General features: G+C 44.3%; 20 protein-coding genes and 1 rRNA gene. 13 read left to right on the top strand and 8 right to left on the bottom strand.

Features of this window, described 5'->3' with window-relative positions:
- Positions 1-78: 78 nt before the first annotated feature.
- From PWYN_RS07980 to galE, 10 genes are read left to right on the top strand one after another with little or no spacing between them, the layout of a single operon-like run.
- A complete protein-coding gene (locus PWYN_RS07980; protein WP_036650197.1) occupies positions 79-1266 on the top strand; it encodes a nucleotidyltransferase domain-containing protein in 1188 nt (395 codons plus the stop codon).
- Positions 1263-2492, top strand: coding sequence for a glycosyltransferase (locus PWYN_RS07975; protein ID WP_036650194.1), 1230 nt, complete (start codon positions 1263-1265; stop codon positions 2490-2492). The genes PWYN_RS07980 and PWYN_RS07975 overlap by 4 nt, the downstream gene beginning before the upstream one ends.
- Positions 2482-3534 (top strand): glycosyltransferase, encoded by a 1053-nt coding sequence (locus PWYN_RS07970; RefSeq protein WP_036650192.1) that lies wholly within the window; start codon positions 2482-2484, stop codon positions 3532-3534. The genes PWYN_RS07975 and PWYN_RS07970 overlap by 11 nt, the downstream gene beginning before the upstream one ends.
- Positions 3531-4688, top strand: coding sequence for a polysaccharide pyruvyl transferase family protein (locus tag PWYN_RS07965; RefSeq protein WP_036650189.1), 1158 nt, complete (start codon positions 3531-3533; stop codon positions 4686-4688). Before PWYN_RS07970 ends, PWYN_RS07965 begins: the two co-directional genes overlap by 4 nt.
- A gap of 7 nt (positions 4689-4695) precedes the next feature.
- Positions 4696-5889 (top strand): glycosyltransferase, encoded by a 1194-nt coding sequence (locus PWYN_RS07960; protein WP_036650186.1) that lies wholly within the window; start codon positions 4696-4698, stop codon positions 5887-5889.
- Between the two features lie 11 nt (positions 5890-5900).
- Positions 5901-7085 carry a glycosyltransferase gene (locus PWYN_RS07955; protein WP_036650184.1) on the top strand — a complete coding sequence of 395 codons (1185 nt, stop codon included), beginning with the start codon at positions 5901-5903 and terminating at the stop codon, positions 7083-7085.
- 20 nt (positions 7086-7105) lie between these two features.
- Positions 7106-8353: a glycoside hydrolase family 88 protein gene (locus PWYN_RS07950; protein WP_052087828.1), complete on the top strand. Its 1248-nt coding sequence runs from the start codon at positions 7106-7108 to the stop codon at positions 8351-8353.
- Positions 8328-8843, top strand: coding sequence for an acyltransferase (locus PWYN_RS07945; protein ID WP_036650182.1), 516 nt, complete (start codon positions 8328-8330; stop codon positions 8841-8843). The genes PWYN_RS07950 and PWYN_RS07945 overlap by 26 nt, the downstream gene beginning before the upstream one ends.
- 10 nt (positions 8844-8853) lie before the next feature.
- Entirely contained in the window at positions 8854-10401 is a 1548-nt protein-coding gene (locus PWYN_RS07940) for a lipopolysaccharide biosynthesis protein (RefSeq protein ID WP_036650180.1), read from the top strand.
- 5 nt (positions 10402-10406) lie between these two features.
- Positions 10407-11441 (top strand): UDP-glucose 4-epimerase GalE, encoded by a 1035-nt coding sequence (gene galE, locus PWYN_RS07935; protein WP_036650178.1) that lies wholly within the window; start codon positions 10407-10409, stop codon positions 11439-11441.
- A gap of 66 nt (positions 11442-11507) precedes the next feature.
- On the opposite strand, the gene PWYN_RS07930 is transcribed toward galE, so the two are convergent.
- From PWYN_RS07930 to PWYN_RS07900, 7 genes are all read right to left on the bottom strand, one after another.
- A complete protein-coding gene (locus PWYN_RS07930; RefSeq protein WP_036650175.1) occupies positions 11508-11837 on the bottom strand; it encodes a helix-turn-helix domain-containing protein in 330 nt (109 codons plus the stop codon).
- 52 nt (positions 11838-11889) lie between these two features.
- On the bottom strand, positions 11890-13689 hold the full coding sequence (locus PWYN_RS07925; protein WP_036650173.1) for an ABC transporter ATP-binding protein: 1800 nt from the start codon (positions 13687-13689) through the stop codon (positions 11890-11892).
- A gap of 13 nt (positions 13690-13702) precedes the next feature.
- Positions 13703-14161, bottom strand: coding sequence for a lasso peptide biosynthesis B2 protein (locus PWYN_RS07920; protein WP_036650171.1), 459 nt, complete (start codon positions 14159-14161; stop codon positions 13703-13705).
- Positions 14162-14458, bottom strand: a complete 297-nt coding sequence (locus PWYN_RS07915) for a lasso peptide biosynthesis PqqD family chaperone (RefSeq protein ID WP_052087990.1) — start codon at positions 14456-14458, stop codon at positions 14162-14164. It abuts the gene before it with no gap.
- Positions 14458-15390, bottom strand: coding sequence for a phosphoenolpyruvate carboxykinase (ATP) (locus PWYN_RS07910; RefSeq protein ID WP_036650167.1), 933 nt, complete (start codon positions 15388-15390; stop codon positions 14458-14460). Before PWYN_RS07910 ends, PWYN_RS07915 begins: the two co-directional genes overlap by 1 nt.
- Before the next feature lie 105 nt (positions 15391-15495).
- On the bottom strand, positions 15496-15621 hold the full coding sequence (locus PWYN_RS29165; protein WP_036650165.1) for a paeninodin family lasso peptide: 126 nt from the start codon (positions 15619-15621) through the stop codon (positions 15496-15498).
- 30 nt (positions 15622-15651) lie between these two features.
- On the bottom strand, positions 15652-17586 hold the full coding sequence (locus PWYN_RS07900; RefSeq protein ID WP_036650162.1) for an asparagine synthase-related protein: 1935 nt from the start codon (positions 17584-17586) through the stop codon (positions 15652-15654).
- Positions 17587-17870: 284 nt separating this feature from the next.
- Here PWYN_RS07900 and PWYN_RS07895 point away from each other — a divergent pair, with 284 nt between their 5' ends.
- A complete protein-coding gene (locus tag PWYN_RS07895; protein ID WP_052087826.1) occupies positions 17871-18575 on the top strand; it encodes a hypothetical protein in 705 nt (234 codons plus the stop codon).
- 74 nt (positions 18576-18649) lie between these two features.
- Here the strand turns inward: PWYN_RS07895 and PWYN_RS28620 are convergent, their stop codons facing one another.
- Positions 18650-18778: a DUF4023 domain-containing protein gene (locus PWYN_RS28620; RefSeq protein WP_084146640.1), complete on the bottom strand. Its 129-nt coding sequence runs from the start codon at positions 18776-18778 to the stop codon at positions 18650-18652.
- Positions 18779-18900: 122 nt separating this feature from the next.
- Between PWYN_RS28620 and PWYN_RS07890 the strand changes: the two genes are divergently transcribed.
- The gene (locus PWYN_RS07890) at positions 18901-19590 is read left to right on the top strand and encodes a pseudouridine synthase (protein WP_036653521.1); all 690 of its coding nucleotides are present in this window, start codon (positions 18901-18903) and stop codon (positions 19588-19590) included.
- Between the two features lie 655 nt (positions 19591-20245).
- A 16S ribosomal RNA gene (locus PWYN_RS07885) occupies positions 20246-21803 on the top strand.
- The last annotated feature ends 302 nt before the right edge of the window (positions 21804-22105 follow it).

The raw sequence follows: 22105 nt of genomic DNA, 5'->3' as shown, positions 1-22105 counted from the left end.
ACGCTTTATTTGTGTTCGTTAAATAGAACAAAAAGCATTAACTTTGTTCGTTATCTGCTTAGAGTGAGGAGAAACCCCATGGGAAATGCTCTGGGTCTTAGCACTGGTACTTTATCAAAAGAAATGCGGCTGTTGATTGCATTTCTTGCTGAAGACCATAATCCTAATGATCTGCCTGAGTCTCAACCGGAGTTGTTCCGGGAGACCGATTGGGAGATCTTTATAGAACTTGCCCGGCATCATAGAGTTTACCCTTATCTTTATGGGCGGCTTAAGCCTATGAACGAAATATGGGTTCCAACCTGGGTCGTTAGGACAATGCATGACTTATATACCAAGAACACCTTTCAGATGCTTCATTTAAGCGGTGAGATGGAACAGGTCGGCAAGCTGTTTGCAGAACACGATATTGATTGTCTTTTCTTAAAGGGGCCAGTTATTGCTAAGGATCTTTACGGGGATATCTCGCTTAGAACCTCTTGCGATCTGGATTTGATTCTTTCTATTGAAGATTTGTCAAAGGCAGAAGAAATCCTGCTTCAGCAGGGTTATCTCAAAGATGATTACATACGTACCGTTTTGAATGATTGGAAGTGGAGACATCATCATATTGTATTCTTTCATTCCGGGAAGGGTATCAAGGTTGAACTTCATTGGAGGCTTAACCCTGCTCCTTCTAAAGAACCGGCATTTCCCGATTTGTGGAAGCGTAGAAGAACAAGCAGTTTAACCAAGCACCCCATTTATTATTTGGGACGTGAAGATTTGTTCCTCTTTCTTGTATCCCATGGAGCAAGACATGGTTGGTCGAGAATACGTTGGCTGCTGGATATTAAGCAGCTGCTTCTACAGCCGCTTACCGCTCCGAAGCTTATCGCTCTTCTCCGTAAGCATCATTATTATTACATTGGAGGACAGGCGCTGGCGCTTACTTCAAGTTTGCTATCTGTTTCGATAGATTCTCAGCTACAGCCTATGGAGAGTACCAGCAAGTCCAGACGATTGGCGCAAGAAGCCCTATTTTATCTGGAACGGATGGTTAATCTGCATTCACCTCCTATTCCACCTGAAGTAGAGAGTTATCATAAGCGGCATCAATTCGCATTATTGACATTTAGTCGTAAGTTCTTGTTCGTTCTGAGCTTTCTATTTCCGTACCCGGAGGATGCGGAGACGTTACCGTTACCGAAAAGTCTACATTTTCTCTATGTTCCATTGAGGCCGATCTTATGGGCGTGGAGGAAGACGATTGGAGGGCAAGGATGAAGAAGATACTGATCACCTCATATGATATGGAAGTGGGAGGGGTGGAAAGAAGCCTTGCCAGCATGCTGGAGCATTTTGACTATGACAACCATGATGTGGATCTGATGCTCTATCGCCACCAGGGTGATTTTCTGGACTTGCTTTCCCCGAAAGTGAACTTGCTGGAGGAGCAGCCCGCCTATTCAACCTTTCGAAAAACAATACAGGAATCATTGAGAGAAGGTCACTACCGCATCGCGATGGGACGTATTTTGGCAAAAATCCATACGGAATATATCCGAAGAATCCGGAAGATACCTGAACCCGGCTATTATCAAATGCAGCTGATGTGGAAGTATGTGCTGCCTTACCTCCCTAAGCTTCAACAGGAGTATGACGTTGCGATCAGTTATTTATGGCCTCATTACTTTGTGGCCGATAAGGTGAAAGCCAAGCTGAAGATCGGATGGATTCATACCGATTATTTAACGATAGAAACGGATATCCAGGCTGATTTTAAAATGTGGAGCAAATTTGATTATATTATCGCGGTGTCGGAAGCCTGCAAAGTCTCCTTTCTGCAGAAATACGGGTCACTGGAAGAGAAAGTGGTTGTGATCGAGAATATTACATCCCCTGATTTCATTAGAATAATGGCAAATAAAGAGGTAGAGAACCCTAACCCCATGGTGGATGACCCTAACTTCAAACTGGTTACCGTGGGGAGATTGTCTTATCAGAAAGGGTTCGACCTTGCTGTAAAAGCCTTAAGAAGCTTGAAAGACAAGGGATATGACAAGATCAACTGGTACATTGTCGGGTATGGAAATGATGAGGCCATGTTGAAAGAGATGATAGCTGAGCATCATTTGGAGGACAGCTTTATCCTGCTGGGTAAACAAACCAACCCATACCCATATATGAGTTCATGTGACTTATATGTTCAACCTTCGCGCTATGAGGGCAAGGCTGTGACAGTTACTGAGGCCAAAATTTTAGGGAAACCGATATTGATCACCAATTACTCCACAGCACCCAGTCAGGTTACGGATGGATTAGATGGTTCCATTACAGAGCTTTCAGTAGAAGGAATTGTCCAAGGCATTGAGCGTTTGTATTTGAATGCGGACCTGCGCCAAAGGCTCTCCGGTCATTGCAGCAGATCTGATCATAGCAACACCTATGAATTGGAGAAGCTCTATGGCTTGATCAGCGAAAGGGAGGAGGCTGTTCTCAGTGCAATATAAGGTGAGTGTTATCATCCCCGTATATAATGCTGAACAGTATCTGATTCCGTGTATAGATTCTCTTCTTTCCCAGAGTCTTCACGAATGCCAGTTTGTATTTGTAAATGACGGTTCTGAGGATGGGAGCTTAGGTATTCTTAAGAAATATGCAGCGAAGGATTCGCGAATGGTTCTGGTGGATCAGGATAATCAGGGGGTAAGTACAGCTAGGAACACAGGCATGACGGCAGCCTCGGGAGAATACATCGGTTTTGTGGATGCAGACGATACCGTGGAGAGAGAAATGTTCAAAACTCTTTATTTAGCTGCCGTACAAGATCATTGCGATGTGGTGATTTCCAATTTTGAGAGTGAACTCGGACTCCATACTGTCATTACCAGATACCCTTTCCCCGTGGAAGCGGTCCTTCAGGAAGAAGATATCAAGCGGGACATCCTTCCCTATTTTATCAAAAACGATAATTGCAATACAGCCTGCAGCAAGCTATACAAGAGACAAACATTAATAGAGCATGGCATTGTTTTTCCGGAGAGAGTGGCCTTAGGGGAAGACGGGATGTTCAATATGAACTTCTTCTGTGTTGCGGAGAGAGCCAAATATATGGACTATACCGGATACCACTATCGGGAGACCCCTGGGAGTGCCACAAGAAACATAGTGAAGCAAGACTATTTCAAAAGAGCGTTAGAGGTTTACCAATCCGTATTACCCGATGCTTATGTTGTTAAGCTTGAAAATGCCGATATTGGAAGACTCAAATCCATAAGGCTCATTCATTCGGCTTTAGCCATTCTACATATTTATATGGAGCCAACCCGTGAGGTTGATTTCAGAACGCGATACGCCTACATCAGAAGTGTAGTAAACAATGAACAGATACAGGCTTCGCTTCCTTTGTACTACGAGGCAGAATTTAGTTCACTGGGCAGATATCACAAGTGGATTATTGGAATGATGCGCAGAAGGCAAGTCGGCGGTATTTATCTGGCTATTCTTTACAGCAGAATCCGTAACCAATCGCAGGGGAGGAAAGCAATGTGAGAATCATGATGTTCGCTCATGGAGGCAGCTTGAATAGGGGATGCGAGGCCATTGTCCGCTCCTCTACAGGAATTATCAAAGAGGGAATAGGTGGAGCTAAGGTCTTCTTGTTATCCGATAGACCGGATACGGATCGAATCATCGGCACACTTGATCATATCTATGACGGTTCTGCAATACCTATCTCCAAATATTCACCCCAATGGTTGATGTCATTGCTAAGAGTAAGGCTGTTCAAGGATGAGAAATATGCTCTCGGTCAAATTCATCACAACGTCATAAAACGTATTGGACTGGCTGATGTCTGTATGTCAATTGGGGGAGACAACTACTGTTACGGTGAGCAGCCGGGCTGGTACGAAATCAATCGAAGAATTAAGAAAAAAGGGAAAAAGCTGGTGCTATGGGGCTGCTCCATCGGTGAGGAAGATATTACCCCCCGTAAATTGGAGGATTTGAAGCTCTTTGACCTCATTCTGGCCCGGGAGACCTTGACCTATAACATGCTTAAGAATAAGGGACTTACGAATGTAAGATTAGTAGCCGATCCGGCATTTACCATGGAAAAGATAGAGTTAGCTCTTCCTATAGGGTGGCAGGAGGGGAATACCATCGGCCTTAATTTCAGTCCTTTGGTTATGAACCGAAATCAACAATCCAAGGGGGCGATTCGGGAACTGATCAGCCATATACTGCGAACTACGGATATGACGATTGCCCTGACTCCTCACGTCATTGAAGATGGCAACAATGACTTTGATGTTCTGAATGGATATTATCGGGAGTTCAAGCATACAGGTCGTGTAATTCTGCTGCCGGGCAACCTTACGGCTGTGCAATACAAGGGCTATATTGCTAGAATGAGGTTTTTCATAGGCGCAAGAACTCATGCGACGATTGCTGCGTATTCCAATCTGGTTCCCACTATAGTGCTGGGATACAGCGTGAAATCAAAGGGAATCGCCACAGATCTGTTCGGTGAGGAGAAGCTGGTGCTTGGTATCGAGGAAATCTCTTCGGGTGAACTTTTGGCCTCTAAATTTGAGGAAATGGTGCGGGAAGAGCAAGAGATCCGAGACAGACTGAAGCAGGCCATACCGCAGATCAAACAAATGTCTTATCAAGCAGTGGAATACTTAAGAGAATTGGCATGAGGTGACTATGAGAAAAAAACTGCTGTTTATTATGCCCGGGTTAAGCTCCGGCGGTGGTGAGCGAAGCTTGGTTAATCTGCTGAGTCAGGTTGATTATGAAATGTATGAGGTGGATTTGTTTCTATTAAACCATGATGGGCTTTTTATGGAGTTTATTCCGAAGCATGTCCATTTGCTGCCTTTGCCGGATAAGTATCAGCAGTTCACCCTGGCGTTGTGGAAGTCTATGTCACAATTGCTTTTGAAGGGCGAGGTTGGCCTTGCCTACCATAGGTTTATGTTTGCACTGAAAAATAGGCTGTTCAGATCGACTGCTCTCAGAGAACAGTATAGCTGGAAGCATATGTCCGTCTTTTTTGAATCTTTGGCACAGCCTTATGATACTGTGGTTGGGTTTATGGAGAAAACATCTATTTACTTTAGTGTCGATAAGGTACAAGCAAATACAAAGGTTGGATGGATTCACATTGATTATGACCAGTTGGGAATGGATCCTAACTTCGATGTTTCGTATTTCAAGCAGCTGGATCATATTGTTACCGTCTCAGAAGAGTGTGCTGACATATTAAAGAACCGTTTTCCGCATCAGCGTGAGAAAATCAGTGTCATTCATAATATTGTTTCTCCAAAGGTTATTAGACAGCTAGCTGAACAGAGTAAAAATGAGACTGCGGCTACCAAGGATGAGGAAATCTCCATATTATCCATCGGACGGTTGCATACCCAAAAGGCATTTGAACTGGCGATTGAAGCCTGTCGGAAGCTTGTAGATAAAGGATATCCTGTTCATTGGGCCATTATTGGGGAAGGGGAGGAAAGACAGAAATTATCAGACTTGATCCAAGCCAGTGGACTGGAGAATCATTTTACACTGCTCGGACTGAAGTCTAATCCGTATCCCTATCTGAAGAAGGCGGATCTTTATGTTCAAACCTCCAGATTTGAAGGGAAATCAATTGCGATCGATGAAGCGAAAATATTGAGTAAACCCATTGTTGTAACCCGCTTCAGCACAGCCAAGGATCAGATTGAGGACGGTGTGGATGGCTTGATTGTCGATATGAATGCAGAGGCTGTTGCAGCAGGCATTGAGAAGTTGATTCAGGATAAAGCACTTAGAGCCAGAATCACCGATAGATTGGCACAATCGTCACTGGGTACCGAAGAGGAAATCCATAAGTTCTACAAATTGCTGGTATAGGTGGAATTCCGATGAAGCAAAAGCTCCTGTTCGTTATGGGTAATCTGAATTGCGGTGGTGCTGAGAAGTCGCTGATCTCCCTGCTTCAAAGTCTGGATTACTCCAAATATGAGGTCGATTTATTTCTTTTCAAGCATGAAGGGCTCTTTTTTAGCAGGGTCCCTGAGCAAGTCCATATCTTGGAGGAACCTGAATTCTATAGGCATTATGATATGCCTGTCATGGCGGCTGTTAAGGATAGTTTGAATAAAAGAAAACCGGGGCTCGCGATACACCGCATCCGTGCCGGGCTGATTTTTCGCACAGAAACCCATCCGGCGGTTCGAGAGCAGCGGGTATGGAAGCATTTATCCAAATCACTGCCGCGTCTAACCAAACGTTATGATGCAGCCATCGGTTTTATGGAGAAGAGCCCTATATATTATGTTATCGAGAAAACCAATGCCACCACAAAGATAGGCTTTATTCATAACGATTATGACAAGCTGGGCATGGACCCTACCATCGACGAATTCTACTTCCGAAGTTTGGATTATCTGGTTACCGTGTCGGTGGAGTGCGGGACTGTATTACAGAATCGTTTTCCCGATCTATCTTCCAAAGTGCAGGTGATTCAGAATATTGTTTCCCCGGAGCTCATTCATAAAATGTCGTCAGAGAAGGCTGACTGGAGTCACCCTGAAGGAATCAAGCTATTATCTATAGGAAGATTGACCTTTCAAAAAGGATTCGAATGGGCGGTTGAGGCCTGCCGGCGCTTGGTGGACCTAGGTTATGATCTTCGTTGGTACGTGATTGGAGAAGGCGAGGAACGAAGCAGTTTGGAGAAGCTGATTGCCGAATACTCGCTGCAGAGAAATTTCATCTTGCTTGGGCTTAAGGAGAATCCCTATCCCTATATCAAGGAAGCGGACATTTACGTACAGTCTTCAAGATTCGAAGGGAAATCCATTGCTATAGATGAAGCGAAAATTATGTGCAAGCCTATAATCGTAACTGATTTTTCCACAGCCAAGGATCAAATTCAGGATCATTACAACGGTTTGATCGTAGACATGAGTCCTGAAGGCCTTACTGAGGGCATTCGCAGATTAATTGATGATAAAGAACTTAGTAGTAAGTTTGCTCGGAACTTAGCGGAAGAGGATCTGAATACAGAATCAGAAGTTGAAAAGATATATCAACTAGTGCAGTAATACCGAACGGAGGAATAGCTGTGATCATCCAATCCATAGCAGGAATCTTATTACTCATTGCCGTTATCGTCCTGCTTATAGATGTTGTTCCGATTGCCGGGGATTGGCTGGGCCGCATTCATATCGGCAGGTTTACCAATAGGCAGGTATGGGGGCAGTCTATAACGGATAAAGGAATTGTATGGCTGAATAAGACGCCAAAGATCAAGGTGACGGATCATACAAGGTTAATTGTACTCGATATGCTCCAAGGGAATTACTCCAAGTCGGCCATTCAACATTGGCAGGAGGCAGCCATTCTACTGGGTCTTAACGAATCCATGCGGCACCGTGAAGATAAACGGTCTGCCAAATCGATAAGACAATACTTGAGTTCCAAATTTTCGGAAAGCGGAGATTGGAAGGTTAACCCGGACCATGTGGATGTCGGCATACTAGCCTATGCTGTCATGAATCAAACTGTAGTAGATTCCGGGCATTACAAGCCGGCCATGGATAAGTTGTGGCAGTTAATTCAGGAGCATATCGGTGAAGACGGTACCGTCCAATATCGAAAGTGGATGAAGGATTATCGTTATGTAGATACAATCGGCTTTATCTGTCCGTTTCTGATTTCGTACGGGTTGAAGTATAACAAACCGGAATGCGTGCAGCTTGCGGTTAAGCAAATTAAGGCGTATGAACATTTCGGAATGCTGAATGAGCAGTACATACCTTGCCATGCTTATCATATTAAGACCCGTTTCCCGCTTGGTCTTTATGGCTGGGGAAGGGGATTAGGCTGGTATGCTATCGGTTTGATTGATGCATGGAGGGAACTTCCTGATCACCACGAATGCAAGGAGACACTGAAAGACTCTGTAATAAAGTTTGCTCGTTCTGTACTGCCTTTGCAAAATCCTGAAGGGAATTGGAACTGGACAGCGACCCGTTCCGAGTCTAGAAGTGACTCTTCTGCCACAGCAACACTAGGTTGGTTTATGCTCCATGCCTCCTCCATAGAGGAATTAAGCGAGGATTGTGACAAAAGCGCTGACCAGGCCGTGAACTACTTAATGAAGGTTACTCGCAGGAACGGAGCCGTTGATTTCTCACAGGGTGACACCAAAGACATCGGTGTGTATTCCTCACTATTTAATGTGTTGCCTTTTACGCAAGGATTCTGTATTCGGACAATCCATAAGAGGGCTGTGGAAGTTGATGATCAAATTATTCAATTGGTTAAGAGCGAGGATAAGAAAGATGCTCCTAGAGGAGTTATGGCTTGAAGATTACCTCAATATGGGTATGGTAGTCGGCAACAATCCATCTATTCAACCGGGGGTAGTCTTCGATTATTCCCATTGCTGGCTCATAGAAATTGGAAATAATGTAACGATTGCGCCCGAAGCTTATCTGCTTGCTCATGATGCTAGCTCAAAAAGACTGATAGGTTTCACGAGAATCGGTAGAGTGGTTGTCGAGGATGACGTATTTATTGGTGCAAGAGCAATTATTATGCCCAATGTCACTCTTGGAAAGGGTTGTATTGTTGCCGCCGGAAGCGTAGTTACCAAATCCGTTACGGCAGGCGATGTAGTGGCAGGTAATCCGGCTAAAGTTATCTCTAGAGTAGAAACCTACATTAATAAATGCCAAGACCAATTGGTTGAAAGCCGGAAATATGATCACTCATACACAATTAGAGGGAATATTTCTTCGGAGAGCAAGAAACAGATGGTGGAAGAATTACAGAATAATAATGGATTTATAAGATGAAGGGATGCCTATGAGAGTAAAAAACTCGCTGATCAACATAACCGCAGGGATTGGTAACCAGTTAATTATCACGATGTTAAGTTTTGTCTCCAGAACCGTATTTATTAATTCCTTAGGGATTGAGTACCTCGGTGTTAATGGCTTGTTCACCAACATATTGATGATGCTGACACTGGCAGAAGCGGGTATTGGTACCAGCATCATGTACAGCTTGTATAAACCTATCGCGGACAATGATTACGAGAAAATCAACAGACTGATGCGGTTGTACAGAAGCGCCTATCTGGTTATTGCCTTAGTAGTTACTTTGCTGGGCCTGTCGCTGCTCCCTTTTTTAAATACCATTGTTAAGGATACAAGCATAGAGAATTTACATCTCATTTATCTTATCTTTCTCATTAATACGGTGACCCCTTACCTTTTCTCCTACAAGAACTCATTTCTGAACGTCAATCAAAAGGGCTATATCGTAACGGTTGCCTTTTCGGTTTCTTCTATTATATCTACCTGTCTCAAAATTGGGATTCTGTATTATACCGCGAATTACATTATGTTCCTCATCATAGACAGCTTCATCACAATAACAACAGCCATAACGTTAACAACCATAGCTAATAAGAAATACCCTTATTTAAAGAAAAAAGTTACCGGGAAGCTCGATGCGGAGACCAAAGGCGGAATTATTAAGAACGTCAAGGCCATTGTCCTGCAAAATGTCGGCAGCTATCTGGTGTTGGGTACCGAGAATATCCTCATCTCATCGTTCGTTAGCGTTGCTGCTGTCGGACTGTATTCCAACTATAAGATGCTGGTGGATATCGCTCGGACGTTTATTAACCAAGTCTTCGGTAACTTGTATCACAGTGTAGGTAACCTCGTATCCAGCGAGAGCGAAGAGAAGATATACAGCGTTTATAAAGTAATGCTGCTGCTTACCTTCTGGCTGTATTCTTTATTAACAATTCTTTTGTATATTCTGATTCAGCCTTTCATCTCATTGTGGATCGGGAAGTCGTTCCTAATGTCGAATGGGGTATTGGTAATACTGTTGCTGCTGTTTTTTGAGAGGGGGATGCGGAACCCCATTTCGACGGTAAAAACAACGGCCGGTATATTTCATGAAGACCGATTTGTACCCTTAATTCAAGCGGCAATCGGCCTCATTATTTCTATTGTTCTTGTCCAATCCATCGGTATTCAGGGAGTGTTTATAGGTTCCTTGATCAGCTCGATGGCCATGCCTTTTTGGACCACCCCTTATCTTGTCTATAAGAAGGTGTTTCATCAGTCTGTTGCGGATCATTATCGTAAGTATACTTATTACGTTTTGGTAGGCATAAGCGCTTTTGTCATTGGTGATTTGGCAGGTGGATTCATTGAAGCGGATACTTTTCTGCACTTGATAGCCAAAGCGCTGATTGTTTTTACTTCTATTAATATCTTCTACGTTCTCGTGTTCTATCGGAAAGAAGAGTTCGAGTACCTGGTAGGTATAGCCAAAACCATGCTGGGGAAGCTTACCGTGAAAATTAGACCTAATTTAAATAATGGAGGTTGATTTCAATGGCAATTTTAATTACCGGAGGTGCCGGCTACATTGGCAGTCATACGACAGTTGAACTGCTGGAGGCAGGATATGAGATTGTAAGTGTAGACAATTTTATTAACAGCCACCCGGAGGCCATAACACGGATTGAAGAAATCACCAATAAGTCGTTTACCTTCTATGAATTGGATGTACTGGACGCGGAAGCCCTGAACAACGTATTTGCTGCACACCGCATTGATGCAGTCATTCATTTTGCCGGACTTAAGGCGGTAGGTGAATCGGTACAGCTTCCTCTTAAGTATTATCACACCAATGTTTTAAGCACACTATGCTTATGTGAGACGATGGAACGGCACGGCGTATTCAAGATTGTTTTCAGCTCCTCGGCGACTGTTTACGGCGCACCGGAGAGCGTTCCGATCAAAGAGGATGCCTCTATTGGCGCTACTAATCCGTATGGACGTACGAAACAGATGATAGAGGAAATTCTACAAGACTTAGCCTTGTCCGATCCTCGCTGGAGCATTTCTATTCTACGTTATTTTAATCCGGTTGGAGCTCATCAAAGCGGGAGAATTGGTGAGAATCCAAATGGTATTCCGAACAATCTTGTGCCTTATATATCCCAGGTAGCGATAGGTAAGCTGAAGCAGCTGAATGTGTTCGGAAGTGATTATCCTACTATAGATGGAACGGGGATTCGAGACTATATTCATGTCGTGGATTTGGCGAAGGGGCATATTAAAGCACTGGAGCGGATAATGAATCACGCAGGAGTGGATGTATATAACCTAGGTACCGGTAAAGGTCTGAGTGTACTGGAGATGATCACTTCATTTGAGGATGTCACAGGACGCAGAATCCCTTATGCTTTGACTGAGCGGAGGCCTGGAGATATAGCGGTGTGTTATGCGGACGCCTCTAAGGCAAATCGTGAACTGCAATGGAGTGCGAAGAAGGATATATGGGAAATGTGCGAGGATACTTGGAGGTGGCAGTTAGCTAACCCGAGCGGTTATAGTAAGGAGGAATGGGAACAAGCAAATTGAAGAAAAGAGAATAGAGAAAAGAGAAGAGCGCCTCTAAAGTAGAATTCTACTGATGAGACGTTTTTTTTAATCACGCTTCAGCTTCCATTTATTATAATCCAGAAACTCTCTGAACTGCACTTTGCTAACTCCGGAATGCATAGCTTCCTTGACAAGAGCCGTCCACTCCATATCAATAGGATCCTTATTATCTGCTGTATTCTCCTTGTGGAGGAATTCCTCTACAGTAATACCTAATACCGATCCTACTTTTTCTAGGAATTGAATAGAAGGATTTTGCTGAATCCCGCGTTCAATGGAACTTAAATAAGACTTCGCGACGCCTGCTCTTTCAGAAAGCTCAGTCAGGGAGTAGTTATTCTTTTTACGAAGCATTTGAATGCGTTCACCAATCATAGATTATACCTCCGTTAATTGCTTCATAGGAAGAGACAGTGCCGAGAACTATCTACATAGCCTCTTCCTGATTACTCAACAGACTGCTAAATACCCCACCTTGTTCGGAGGCAAGACCTGTAAATTTTCCTTGCTGCACAACATGGCCACCGTCGATAACTAGAATTTGATCCGCGTTGCGGATGGTTGAGAGCCTGTGGGCAATCACAATGATGGTGATGGAATGCTTCAAGCGCTCGAGTGCTTCCTGGATATTCTTTTCGTTCTCCGTATCCAGTGCGCTGGTAGCTTCATCTAGAACCAGAATCGAAGGTTTTCGAATCATAGCTCTTGCTAAGACTAGACGTTGACGTTCTCCTCCGGATAACCGTACTCCCCGATCACCGATTAAGGTATCCATTCCGTCAGGCAGCCTACGTACAAAATCAGCCGAGGATGCGAACTCTAAAGCTTCCCATAGCTCGTCTTCCTTCGAATCAGGCTTAATCATCATCAGGTTATCCCGGATAGTTGCATTATATAGAAAGGGATCCTGCGCAACATAACCGATCGAACGTCTAAAGGGGAGTAAGTTACTACCTGTGATTGGCATTCCGTCTACAAGGATTACTCCGGTTTCAGGTTGCATCAGACCCATTAGCAGATCGATAAGGGTGCTTTTTCCGGCTCCTGAACGGCCTACAACTGCTGTCATACGGTTAGCTGGAATGTACACATTAATATCCTGTAAGGAATATTCAGGAGCTTGCGGATGATAACGAAAGGAGATGTCTCTTATCTCTAAACCTTGCTTCATACGTAGTGGAGTCACCGGTAGATGGTTGTGTGGACCTAAGCCCTGCTCTTCGTGATCACGGCATTCTTCCTGAAGCTGCTGCAGATTCTTAAAGGAGGGAATCAAGGAAGCCAACTGCTCAAGAAGGGACTGCAGAGTTGTAAATGTGGGCCATAATCTGGCGAAAATAAGGATGACCAACAGAAGATAAGGTCCGTCCATGTGCAAGAACTGAAAGGAAAAGAAAACAAAGGAAGCGATCAGTAGAGCCGACGACATCTTGTATAGAAGCTGTGAGTTCATTCTAAGTTTTATGTATTGCAGCTGTTCTTCCTTCATCCCTGAAGTCATTTTCTGCAGCCAATCTAATCGGGAAGGCTCGAGATTATTACTTTTAATATCCTTAATTCCATTCAATTGATCCGTAATGCCGGCCAGATAAGTCTGTGCAAGCTGTGAAGTGCGGCTGCCCAGTTTTTTCGCGCTGCGGATAAACCTGCGGGAGAACAAGGATAAAGCGAGGCCGCACCCAAGAACGACCAAGGTCAATTGGGGAGAGAGCCAAAAGGCGAAGCCGATTTGCACCAGAGTGAACAGTAAGGAAGTGATAAACTGCAGAAAGGAGCTAATACCGCTGACTACACGTGCAGATTCAGTAGTCATCACATTAACCAGATCCGAGGTGCGCTTCTTCAGGAAGAAAGGCCATCCGGCCCTGAGCAAGGCACTGTATACCTCAAACTTTAGCTTGCGGCTGAAATCCTGTTGAATACTTACATTCCGAATCATAATTATTCGGGTAATGACGTTCTGACTCATGACAATGGCCAGATAGATACTAAGCACAACTAATAAAGCGGAAGCCTGGGGCATTTGCTGCAGTTTATTAAATATATTGAAGTTATAACTGCTGCCTGTCCCTCCAAGCTGAATTCCCGCCATACCCAGCATAGGAACTAATAATAGAATCGCTGCACTTTCCAGCAGACCGCTGATGACCATGCCGATCATATTCAGATAAAGCTTGATTCCTGAAAATGCATGCAGTTGCTTAACATAATGCATGATAGATTTCATAGTCACACCCCGATCAGTCTGTTCGAGCCTCTTTGGCGAACTTTTCTACGACCACAAAGCGTTTCATAACATCCGCTCCGGATATATAATAAGGGCCGCTGCGAAGCCATGCGTGAGCAATCATGCTTCCGTTCTCATCCTTGGAAGTTCCGAGATAAAGTGTGCTGTCAATACGTCTTCGCTCCAGCATTTTCATTCCCGCAATAGCCCTTATCAGACAAGTGCTCTCCCAAGGTGTATGTCCGCCTACAGTATGTATGGCGCTGATAATATGTTTGATAGGTTGAATATCTTCATCCTTGGAGACTGCATCCGTTTCTTTAGACTTTGTTCCAAGATAAGGAGCGATGGTAGCAAATTTGAAGAGTAGAAGAAATCGTGCCCAGCCTAGAAGCAGAAGGGCTTCGGTAAATGTAAAAAGCGTTTTGCTGTCAAAAGTAAACAGCAGCCGGAATTTCCGCAGAGTATTCATTCAGGCATCCAACAACGTGATTAATTCCTCATCTAGAAGATGCTGTAGGAAGGAAATCACGTCCTGCTGACAGATATCGGCTTTGACCTCATAGGCTCTTTCTATCGTACTTGTAATCTCTGCCACAGTTGCAGGTTTGCTGAGAGCATTCCAAATGTCTCCGCCTACCTCGCCCAAGTTATAGTATTTGCCCTTCTGCACACTTAGCATGACCTTCTCGCCATCCATATCGCTTACAATATTACCTTCAGCTTGAACGACAATATCGCTTGGGTGTAATGTTGTTATTTTGCGCATCATTGATCCACTCCTTCATAAATAGCTTCTAATAGAAGAGAAGTTTGCCGGGGAGCGCTGAAACCATCCGCAGGACGGCTTAACCGATACATCGGCAGACGATTTACAAACCGGGCAAGAGTACTGAAATGCCACTCCCTGATCCCCATGCGGTCTATCATTAGCTTTTGGTAGGTATGATTAAATAACGTATTGAACTTTTCCAGACCTTGGATCGGTCCAATCGCTACAGAACCTTCTGATTTAACTTCGAGTTCAAATACTCCTGCAAGCGGCAGCGGCTCATTATGAAATTGATTATGCACCGGCACGGCGAATTTGGTCTCTCTTTTAAAAAGAGGACGATATTCAGAGGATTGCAGACCCAGATGCTGCAGGCTTTGTTCCCATAACTTTTGCTGAGGATAGCCTGGAATGGCCAGTGGAACACCCTCCGTTAACATGATCGGAATGACATCATCACTAATCATGTAGTAGCCCTGATCCATGAGATAAGAGGCGAGCGTAGATTTACCAGCGCCTGACTGACCCAATAATGCGTATGCCTTGTTATTCACTACAATTGCGCTTCCATGAAGAGGAAGGATATTTCTTTGCATCAGGAGCACGCCCATACAGCTTCCTAAAATATATAGCCGGATACAGTCTTCATCAGCCGCTGCAAATGGAGATACAACGATAGAATGGCCATCTCGTATAGAGAATATAGCGATTTCCGGAACTTGGAACATTACCTCATGATCAGAAGAAACACCAATATGAGAGCTTAGCTTCGGGATTTCCTGCCATTTAGAGGATAATTCCTCACGGGTTACCGATATCGCTCCTAGAATACCCGGATCGTCACAAGTGGGCAGCTCAGGCAAAGGAAATTCACTGTTAATTTGTAATCCGAAAGCTTTATATGAGAGACGTTGTGCTGTATTTGTCATAAGCCTCACTCCATTGAGTCGTTTTCGCACACCACTTCTGTGTTTAAAAGATGGCCCTTATATCCTCATGTAGATAAGGACATAAGGGCTAATGTAGGTTAAATCCTAGGAGAAGTTTACGATTTCATCCGGATCATCCTGAACGGAATCCGGTTTTGCTTTACCAGGACCCAACAGGGTCATGTTTACATCCAACACTTCGAGAGAAGGTCTGCTGTATTCTTTTTTCATATATATCACCTCCTTTCAAGTAATCCTGCGTTACATCATCCTTTGCATAAAGCGGTAAAAGATTAATCCCCGCATAATTACACGGAAGTCAAAGCTATAGATGATGTCTGGAGCGGGAGTTGAGCCGATTCGGTTCAGGCACTCACTCAGCACATCTGTATTCAAGTAAGAAGAGGTGTTGGAATCTTTAATCATGGACTTAACCTCAAGGACAAAATGGTTCCATTCCGGAAGCATACGGTGAACACCATCGGCTCCTTGAACACCCCGTGTTTTACGATTTAGTCGAACCTTGTCCGGCAAGAGTCCATCCATAGATCTGCGGATAAGGGAACGATCTACACCCTCCTGTACATACTGATTTTCCGGTACTGACAGGCAGAAGCGAATCACGCGTAAATCATTGGTTGGATCCCTGTCCCAAATGCGGTATTTAAGCGAATGTTTGGTTGCTACCGTTCCATTAACATTCCAGAAGTGGGGTTGGATGAAGTGGTCTCTTCTAACATCGTAAGCGCTCATAGCAGAGCCCCACTTCACAATTCCTGATTCTTGCAAGCGCGCTTGCACATTTGTTTGTTTGGCAAATTGCGGATGTATAAGGATGGGAAAGGGTTCTTCATCATCTGGAGCAATAAAACGGGCCAGTGGCGGAAAGACCTTCTTGCCGACAATTTGCCGTACCTGCTTCTTGTTAGCATGAGTGGTTTGATAATAACGTCTGTTTTCCCAAAAAAAAGTAATCCACTTGAACTCTTTAAGCAGCTTAGCCTGATAATCAAGCGCCGGACCCCAGGAAATGGTGAAGTTCCCTCTTTGCCCACTGAGCAGAACGCCAACACCCTTGGCCGCCGCATTCTCGTAGATTCCTTTTAGCCAAAAGGAATTCTCGAAAAACTTATACGGCATTTCCATCGTATCCAGTAAATCATCGATCTCCGAATATGGGTTCATTGTTGGAAAGTTTAGAAAGTTCGGCTCCATGTTGCCTACATGGTCTATTGTTGATTGGATATATGGACGTTCATCTGCAAACCGGCGGGGCAAATTGAAATCGTTAAATCCATCCACCGGATAAGAACTGAACGTATGTAATGGTTTACCTCTCTTGCGAAGCTCTTTCGCCGCAAAGCTGACTACGGAACCGGAATCAAGACCGCCACTCAGATGTGCTCCCACTTCATGAAAGGTTCTTAATCGGTCCGAGACGGCTCTACCGAATACATCCCGAAAGGCCTCTTCATACTCACCGTTTGATCTCAGACGAATCTGGGACTGAGGATATAGTCTACAATATTGGGAGAAACTGACCGTTCCGTTGGCAACGGTTATCGAATGGGAGGGGAGAAGCTGTTCAATACCTTCATATATAGTTGAAAAAGAATCTACGGAATCCGTTACCGTTTGAATCGCTAGAAATTGCGCGGCCCATTGTTCATTCAGCACTTTATGAACTCCGGTCAGAGTAAATAAAGGATGGATTGCGGTGCAAAATGAAAACTGCCGTGAGGAGCGATGGAAATATAAAGTTCGGCTGCCCGAAAAGTCTCTTGCACCGAATAATGAGCGTTTCTTCTCATCCCAGATCATAAAGGCGAAGTCCCCTACTAAATAAGAAGGACATTCATTGCCCCATTTTTCATAAGCCAGAAGAATAAGAAGACTGTCGGGTATAGATAGTTGATCGGATCTAGGTACTTGTAGCATCTCGAACAACTCGGTGCGATTATCAATAATCGCGTCTGATGTTATAGCCAGTCCCCTCTCAGTATCGTAATAGGGCAAAACTTCGTGGATGGATTCAGGTGTAATCCATTGTGCATGGCAACCTAAGAAGACATCCCTATCCTGCCAGGTAAGTACCCGGTCTGCAGGATATTTCTGCAATGCGTCCATCATAAGAGAACCTTCCTCAGGATCTATGATGCCGTGCTGTAGGTGGTATATACCGGCAATTGCGCTCATCCTAGTCCCCCAAGCGTTCTTTAAATGAGTACATCTTTTCCTATTTTGAGACTGTTTTGGCTATAATAACTCTATATTTCGCTTAATTATGTTCTTTATAAAGAACATCTATCTATAAAGTACCATTCCTTTCAAATCATTGTCAACTAACTTTCATTATTTTTTATGGAGTTTATAGGGGTGTGCACTTATTTACATGGTGGATACAAGTTGGAAACAACTTAATGGTTAAATTGAATTAAGCAGTAAGCCAGATAAACTATAAATAAGAGGAGACGATTATATTGAAAAACAAGAAGATGATCATAGCGACAATGGTGTTCGGGATGACGGCAACTGGTTCGGCGGGTGTATATGCAGGAACTAGTATGGAAAAGATAAGTGCCTTCCTGAATCACAGCATCGGGTTCACAATTAACGGTTCATCCTATACTCCGGTTGATAATAAAGGGAATGCATTAGCACCTATCACCTACCGGGATACAACTTACCTGCCAGTTCGCGCCTTAGCCGATGTTCTGAAGGTTCCTATAACCTATAATGCCGCAACCCATCAAGTAGTAATTGGAACTGGCACAAATACAGGGTCCACTAGTAATCTGGAAGCAGTAGAGTACAGCGCAGCACAAAAACAAGCTATACTAACAGCTTTCGGAAGTTTTCAGGGCTTTGAAAAAGCGTATGCCCCGAACCAAATGGTTAAGGGGGATGCCTTCCAAAAAGTAGTCGCGTCCGATGACGGTATAAGCTTCTTGTTCGAGCATATGAGAGTAGTAATTTCACCTAGAGATTATTCTGCCGGCTATGACAGCCAAGAAGTACAACTCTCCAACGGAACGAAAGCGAAGTGGTACAGCCCTTCCACAGATAACCTGATGTTAGGCTTTAGCTTGGATGACCGGACGGTAACGATTAGTTCACCGGATAAGGCCCTGAACAAAGCGCAGATGGAGAAAGTCGCTGTAAGTGTAGCTAAATTGATTAAATAACAACAGATAATGAACAAACAACCCGTCAATCCCTTTGGATTAGGCGGGTTGTTTGTTTTTGAATCATTTAAGTTCTATTTATTTGTGCCGTGCTGCTTGGTGGGTAAATTTTCATTTGGAGTTCCTTTGCCATGTTTTTTGTTCTTTTCCGCTTTCTTTTGGGTATCGTGCAGTTTCTCTACAAATTCATGGGTATTGTCCATTATTTATCCTCCTAAGGGTTATAATCTTTATAGTTACTGTAACCATTCCTCCCTAAAATCATGTGTAGAATCACCAAAAGGAATAAGGATTATAGTTAGGTCAGAGAGAAGGCGGGCTCATGATGAGAATTAATACATATATAAGTGATACAGGATATTGCTCTAGAAGAGAAACCAACCGATTACTTCAAGCCGGAAAGATTACGATTAATGGTGAGGTTTGTAAAGGCGATGCTGAAGTCGAGCCAGGGGATATTGTGCATATCGACGGCAAAGCCATTCCAAGTAAAGGGGAGGCTGTTTATATTGTCTTGAATAAGCCTGCAGGTATCGTTTGTACGGCTGCAAAACAGGTCAAGGGTAATATTATTGATTTTGTAAATTACCCTTCTCGGATTTTTGCAGTCGGAAGATTGGACAAGGACTCTGAAGGGCTTATTTTACTAACCAATGACGGGGATATCGTAAATAAAATGATGCGCTCAGAGAATAGTCATGAAAAGGAGTATTGGGTAACCGTAGACAAACCAGTAACTGAGGAATTCCTGCAAGCTATGTCTTGTGGTGTTGATATCCTTGGAGTAACAACAAAGCCGTGCGAAGTGACTTCCTTAACTGAATATGAGTTCCGGATTATTTTGACACAAGGTCTTAACCTTCAGATTCGCAGGATGTGCAAAGCTCTCGGGTATAGAGTGGTGAGATTGGAGCGTATTCGAATAATGAATATATCAATAGGTGATTTAGAACGAGGAACATGGAGACATCTTACTAAGGATGAATTAAGGATACTTCTTGCTCAGTTATATTGACTTCCGTAGAAGGAAAAGGGGTTGACTGAACCCGGCGTAATGAAAAACATCATGCAAGGACAATAACAATCTTTCCTTCTATATAATAGCGAAAAGACATAACGAAGGATAGAACACGGATACAGCAGGTTAAGAGTGGAATGCTATATAGCAGATTGGTACTGACTGCTCACCGATTAGGATTTGTCATGCAGCCCCCAACTCTATAATAATACTCATCGGGAATATATCGAAGAGGGCAGTACTATGCAGATGTTTTTTCTATTTATTAGGTAAAACTAATAAGCCATTCCCTCAAACCATGAGGCGGGATGTAATGAGATTATTGGTAACTAATATTAATATGAAAAAAAGCTTGCAATTGATTTATATACATGATATATTCTTATTCCGGCCAAGAAATGTTGATGCCGAGCTCGAAAAAGAAGTTGAAAAAAGAGCTTGCATTACACGGTTGGATATGATATATTATAAGAGTTGCTGGTGAGACATTAACCGCCGACAACGAAAACTTGATCTTTGAAAACTGAACAACGAGTGAGTGGGATTTTACGAGAGTAAAATCCAAAATCATGGACTTCTTGAAGACCATGATCAGAGAATTTTTTAATTCTCGTCAGATGTTTCAAAATGAGTAATCGCTCTTTCTAAATACAATTTGGAGAGTTTGATCCTGGCTCAGGACGAACGCTGGCGGCATGCCTAATACATGCAAGTCGAGCGGAGTGATTTTGAAAGCTTGCTTTCAAAATCATTTAGCGGCGGACGGGTGAGTAACACGTAGGCAACCTGCCCCTTAGACTGGGATAACTACCGGAAACGGTAGCTAATACCGGATAATTTCTTTCCTCTCCTGAGGAGAGAATGAAAGACGGAGTAATCTGTCACTGAGGGATGGGCCTGCGGCGCATTAGCTAGTTGGTGAGGTAACGGCTCACCAAGGCGACGATGCGTAGCCGACCTGAGAGGGTGAACGGCCACACTGGGACTGAGACACGGCCCAGACTCCTACGGGAGGCAGCAGTAGGGAATCTTCCGCAATGGGCGAAAGCCTGACGGAGCAATGCCGCGTGAGTGATGAAGGTTTTCGGATCGTAAAGCTCTGTTGCCAGGGAAGAACGTCCGGTAGAGTAACTGCTATCGGAGTGACGGTACCTGAGAAGAAAGCCCCGGCTAACTACGTGCCAGCAGCCGCGGTAATACGTAGGGGGCAAGCGTTGTCCGGAATTATTGGGCGTAAAGCGCGCGCAGGCGGCTATTTAAGTCTGGTGTTTAAACCTTGGGCTCAACCTGAGGTCGCACTGGAAACTGGGTGGCTTGAGTACAGAAGAGGAAAGTGGAATTCCACGTGTAGCGGTGAAATGCGTAGATATGTGGAGGAACACCAGTGGCGAAGGCGACTTTCTGGGCTGTAACTGACGCTGAGGCGCGAAAGCGTGGGGAGCAAACAGGATTAGATACCCTGGTAGTCCACGCCGTAAACGATGAGTGCTAGGTGTTAGGGGTTTCGATACCCTTGGTGCCGAAGTTAACACAGTAAGCACTCCGCCTGGGGAGTACGGTCGCAAGACTGAAACTCAAAGGAATTGACGGGGACCCGCACAAGCAGTGGAGTATGTGGTTTAATTCGAAGCAACGCGAAGAACCTTACCAGGTCTTGACATCCCGATGTAAGCATTAGAGATAGTGCCCCTCTTCGGAGCATCGGAGACAGGTGGTGCATGGTTGTCGTCAGCTCGTGTCGTGAGATGTTGGGTTAAGTCCCGCAACGAGCGCAACCCTTATGCTTAGTTGCCAGCACATTATGGTGGGCACTCTAAGCAGACTGCCGGTGACAAACCGGAGGAAGGTGGGGATGACGTCAAATCATCATGCCCCTTATGACCTGGGCTACACACGTACTACAATGGCCGGTACAACGGGCTGCGAAATCGCAAGGTGGAGCGAATCCCAACAAAGCCGGTCTCAGTTCGGATTGCAGGCTGCAACTCGCCTGCATGAAGTCGGAATTGCTAGTAATCGCGGATCAGCATGCCGCGGTGAATACGTTCCCGGGTCTTGTACACACCGCCCGTCACACCACGAGAGTTTACAACACCCGAAGTCGGTGGGGTAACCCGCAAGGGAGCCAGCCGCCGAAGGTGGGGTAGATGATTGGGGTGAAGTCGTAACAAGGTAGCCGTATCGGAAGGTGCGGCTGGATCACCTCCTTTCTATGGAGAATCGTTTCCTGTAACGGAAACATTCGAACAGAAGCGTTAAGCTTCTATAAGGACCCTTGAAGGTTCGAACCACTCACTCGTTGTTCAGTTTTGAGAGTTTAAGCTCTCAAAAATCCTCGTTATTTTCGACCAACACATCCGTGATTGGCCCGAAAACAAGCGAGATTGATCCTTGAAAACTGGATACCGAAACGAATTTGCGTTTTAGAACATCTTATTACTGTAACTTGTGCAAACAAGTGAAGTGAAATTATGGCTTAGCGGAGATTTTCGATTGTGTAAACAAACGAAAC

It is taken from the genome of Paenibacillus wynnii (assembly GCF_000757885.1).
GTDB classification, from domain to species: Bacteria; Bacillota; Bacilli; order Paenibacillales; family Paenibacillaceae; genus Paenibacillus_AQ; species Paenibacillus_AQ wynnii.
The sequence above is the reverse complement of the archived record's forward strand: the minus strand, read 5'-3'. Positions and strand labels throughout refer to the sequence as shown.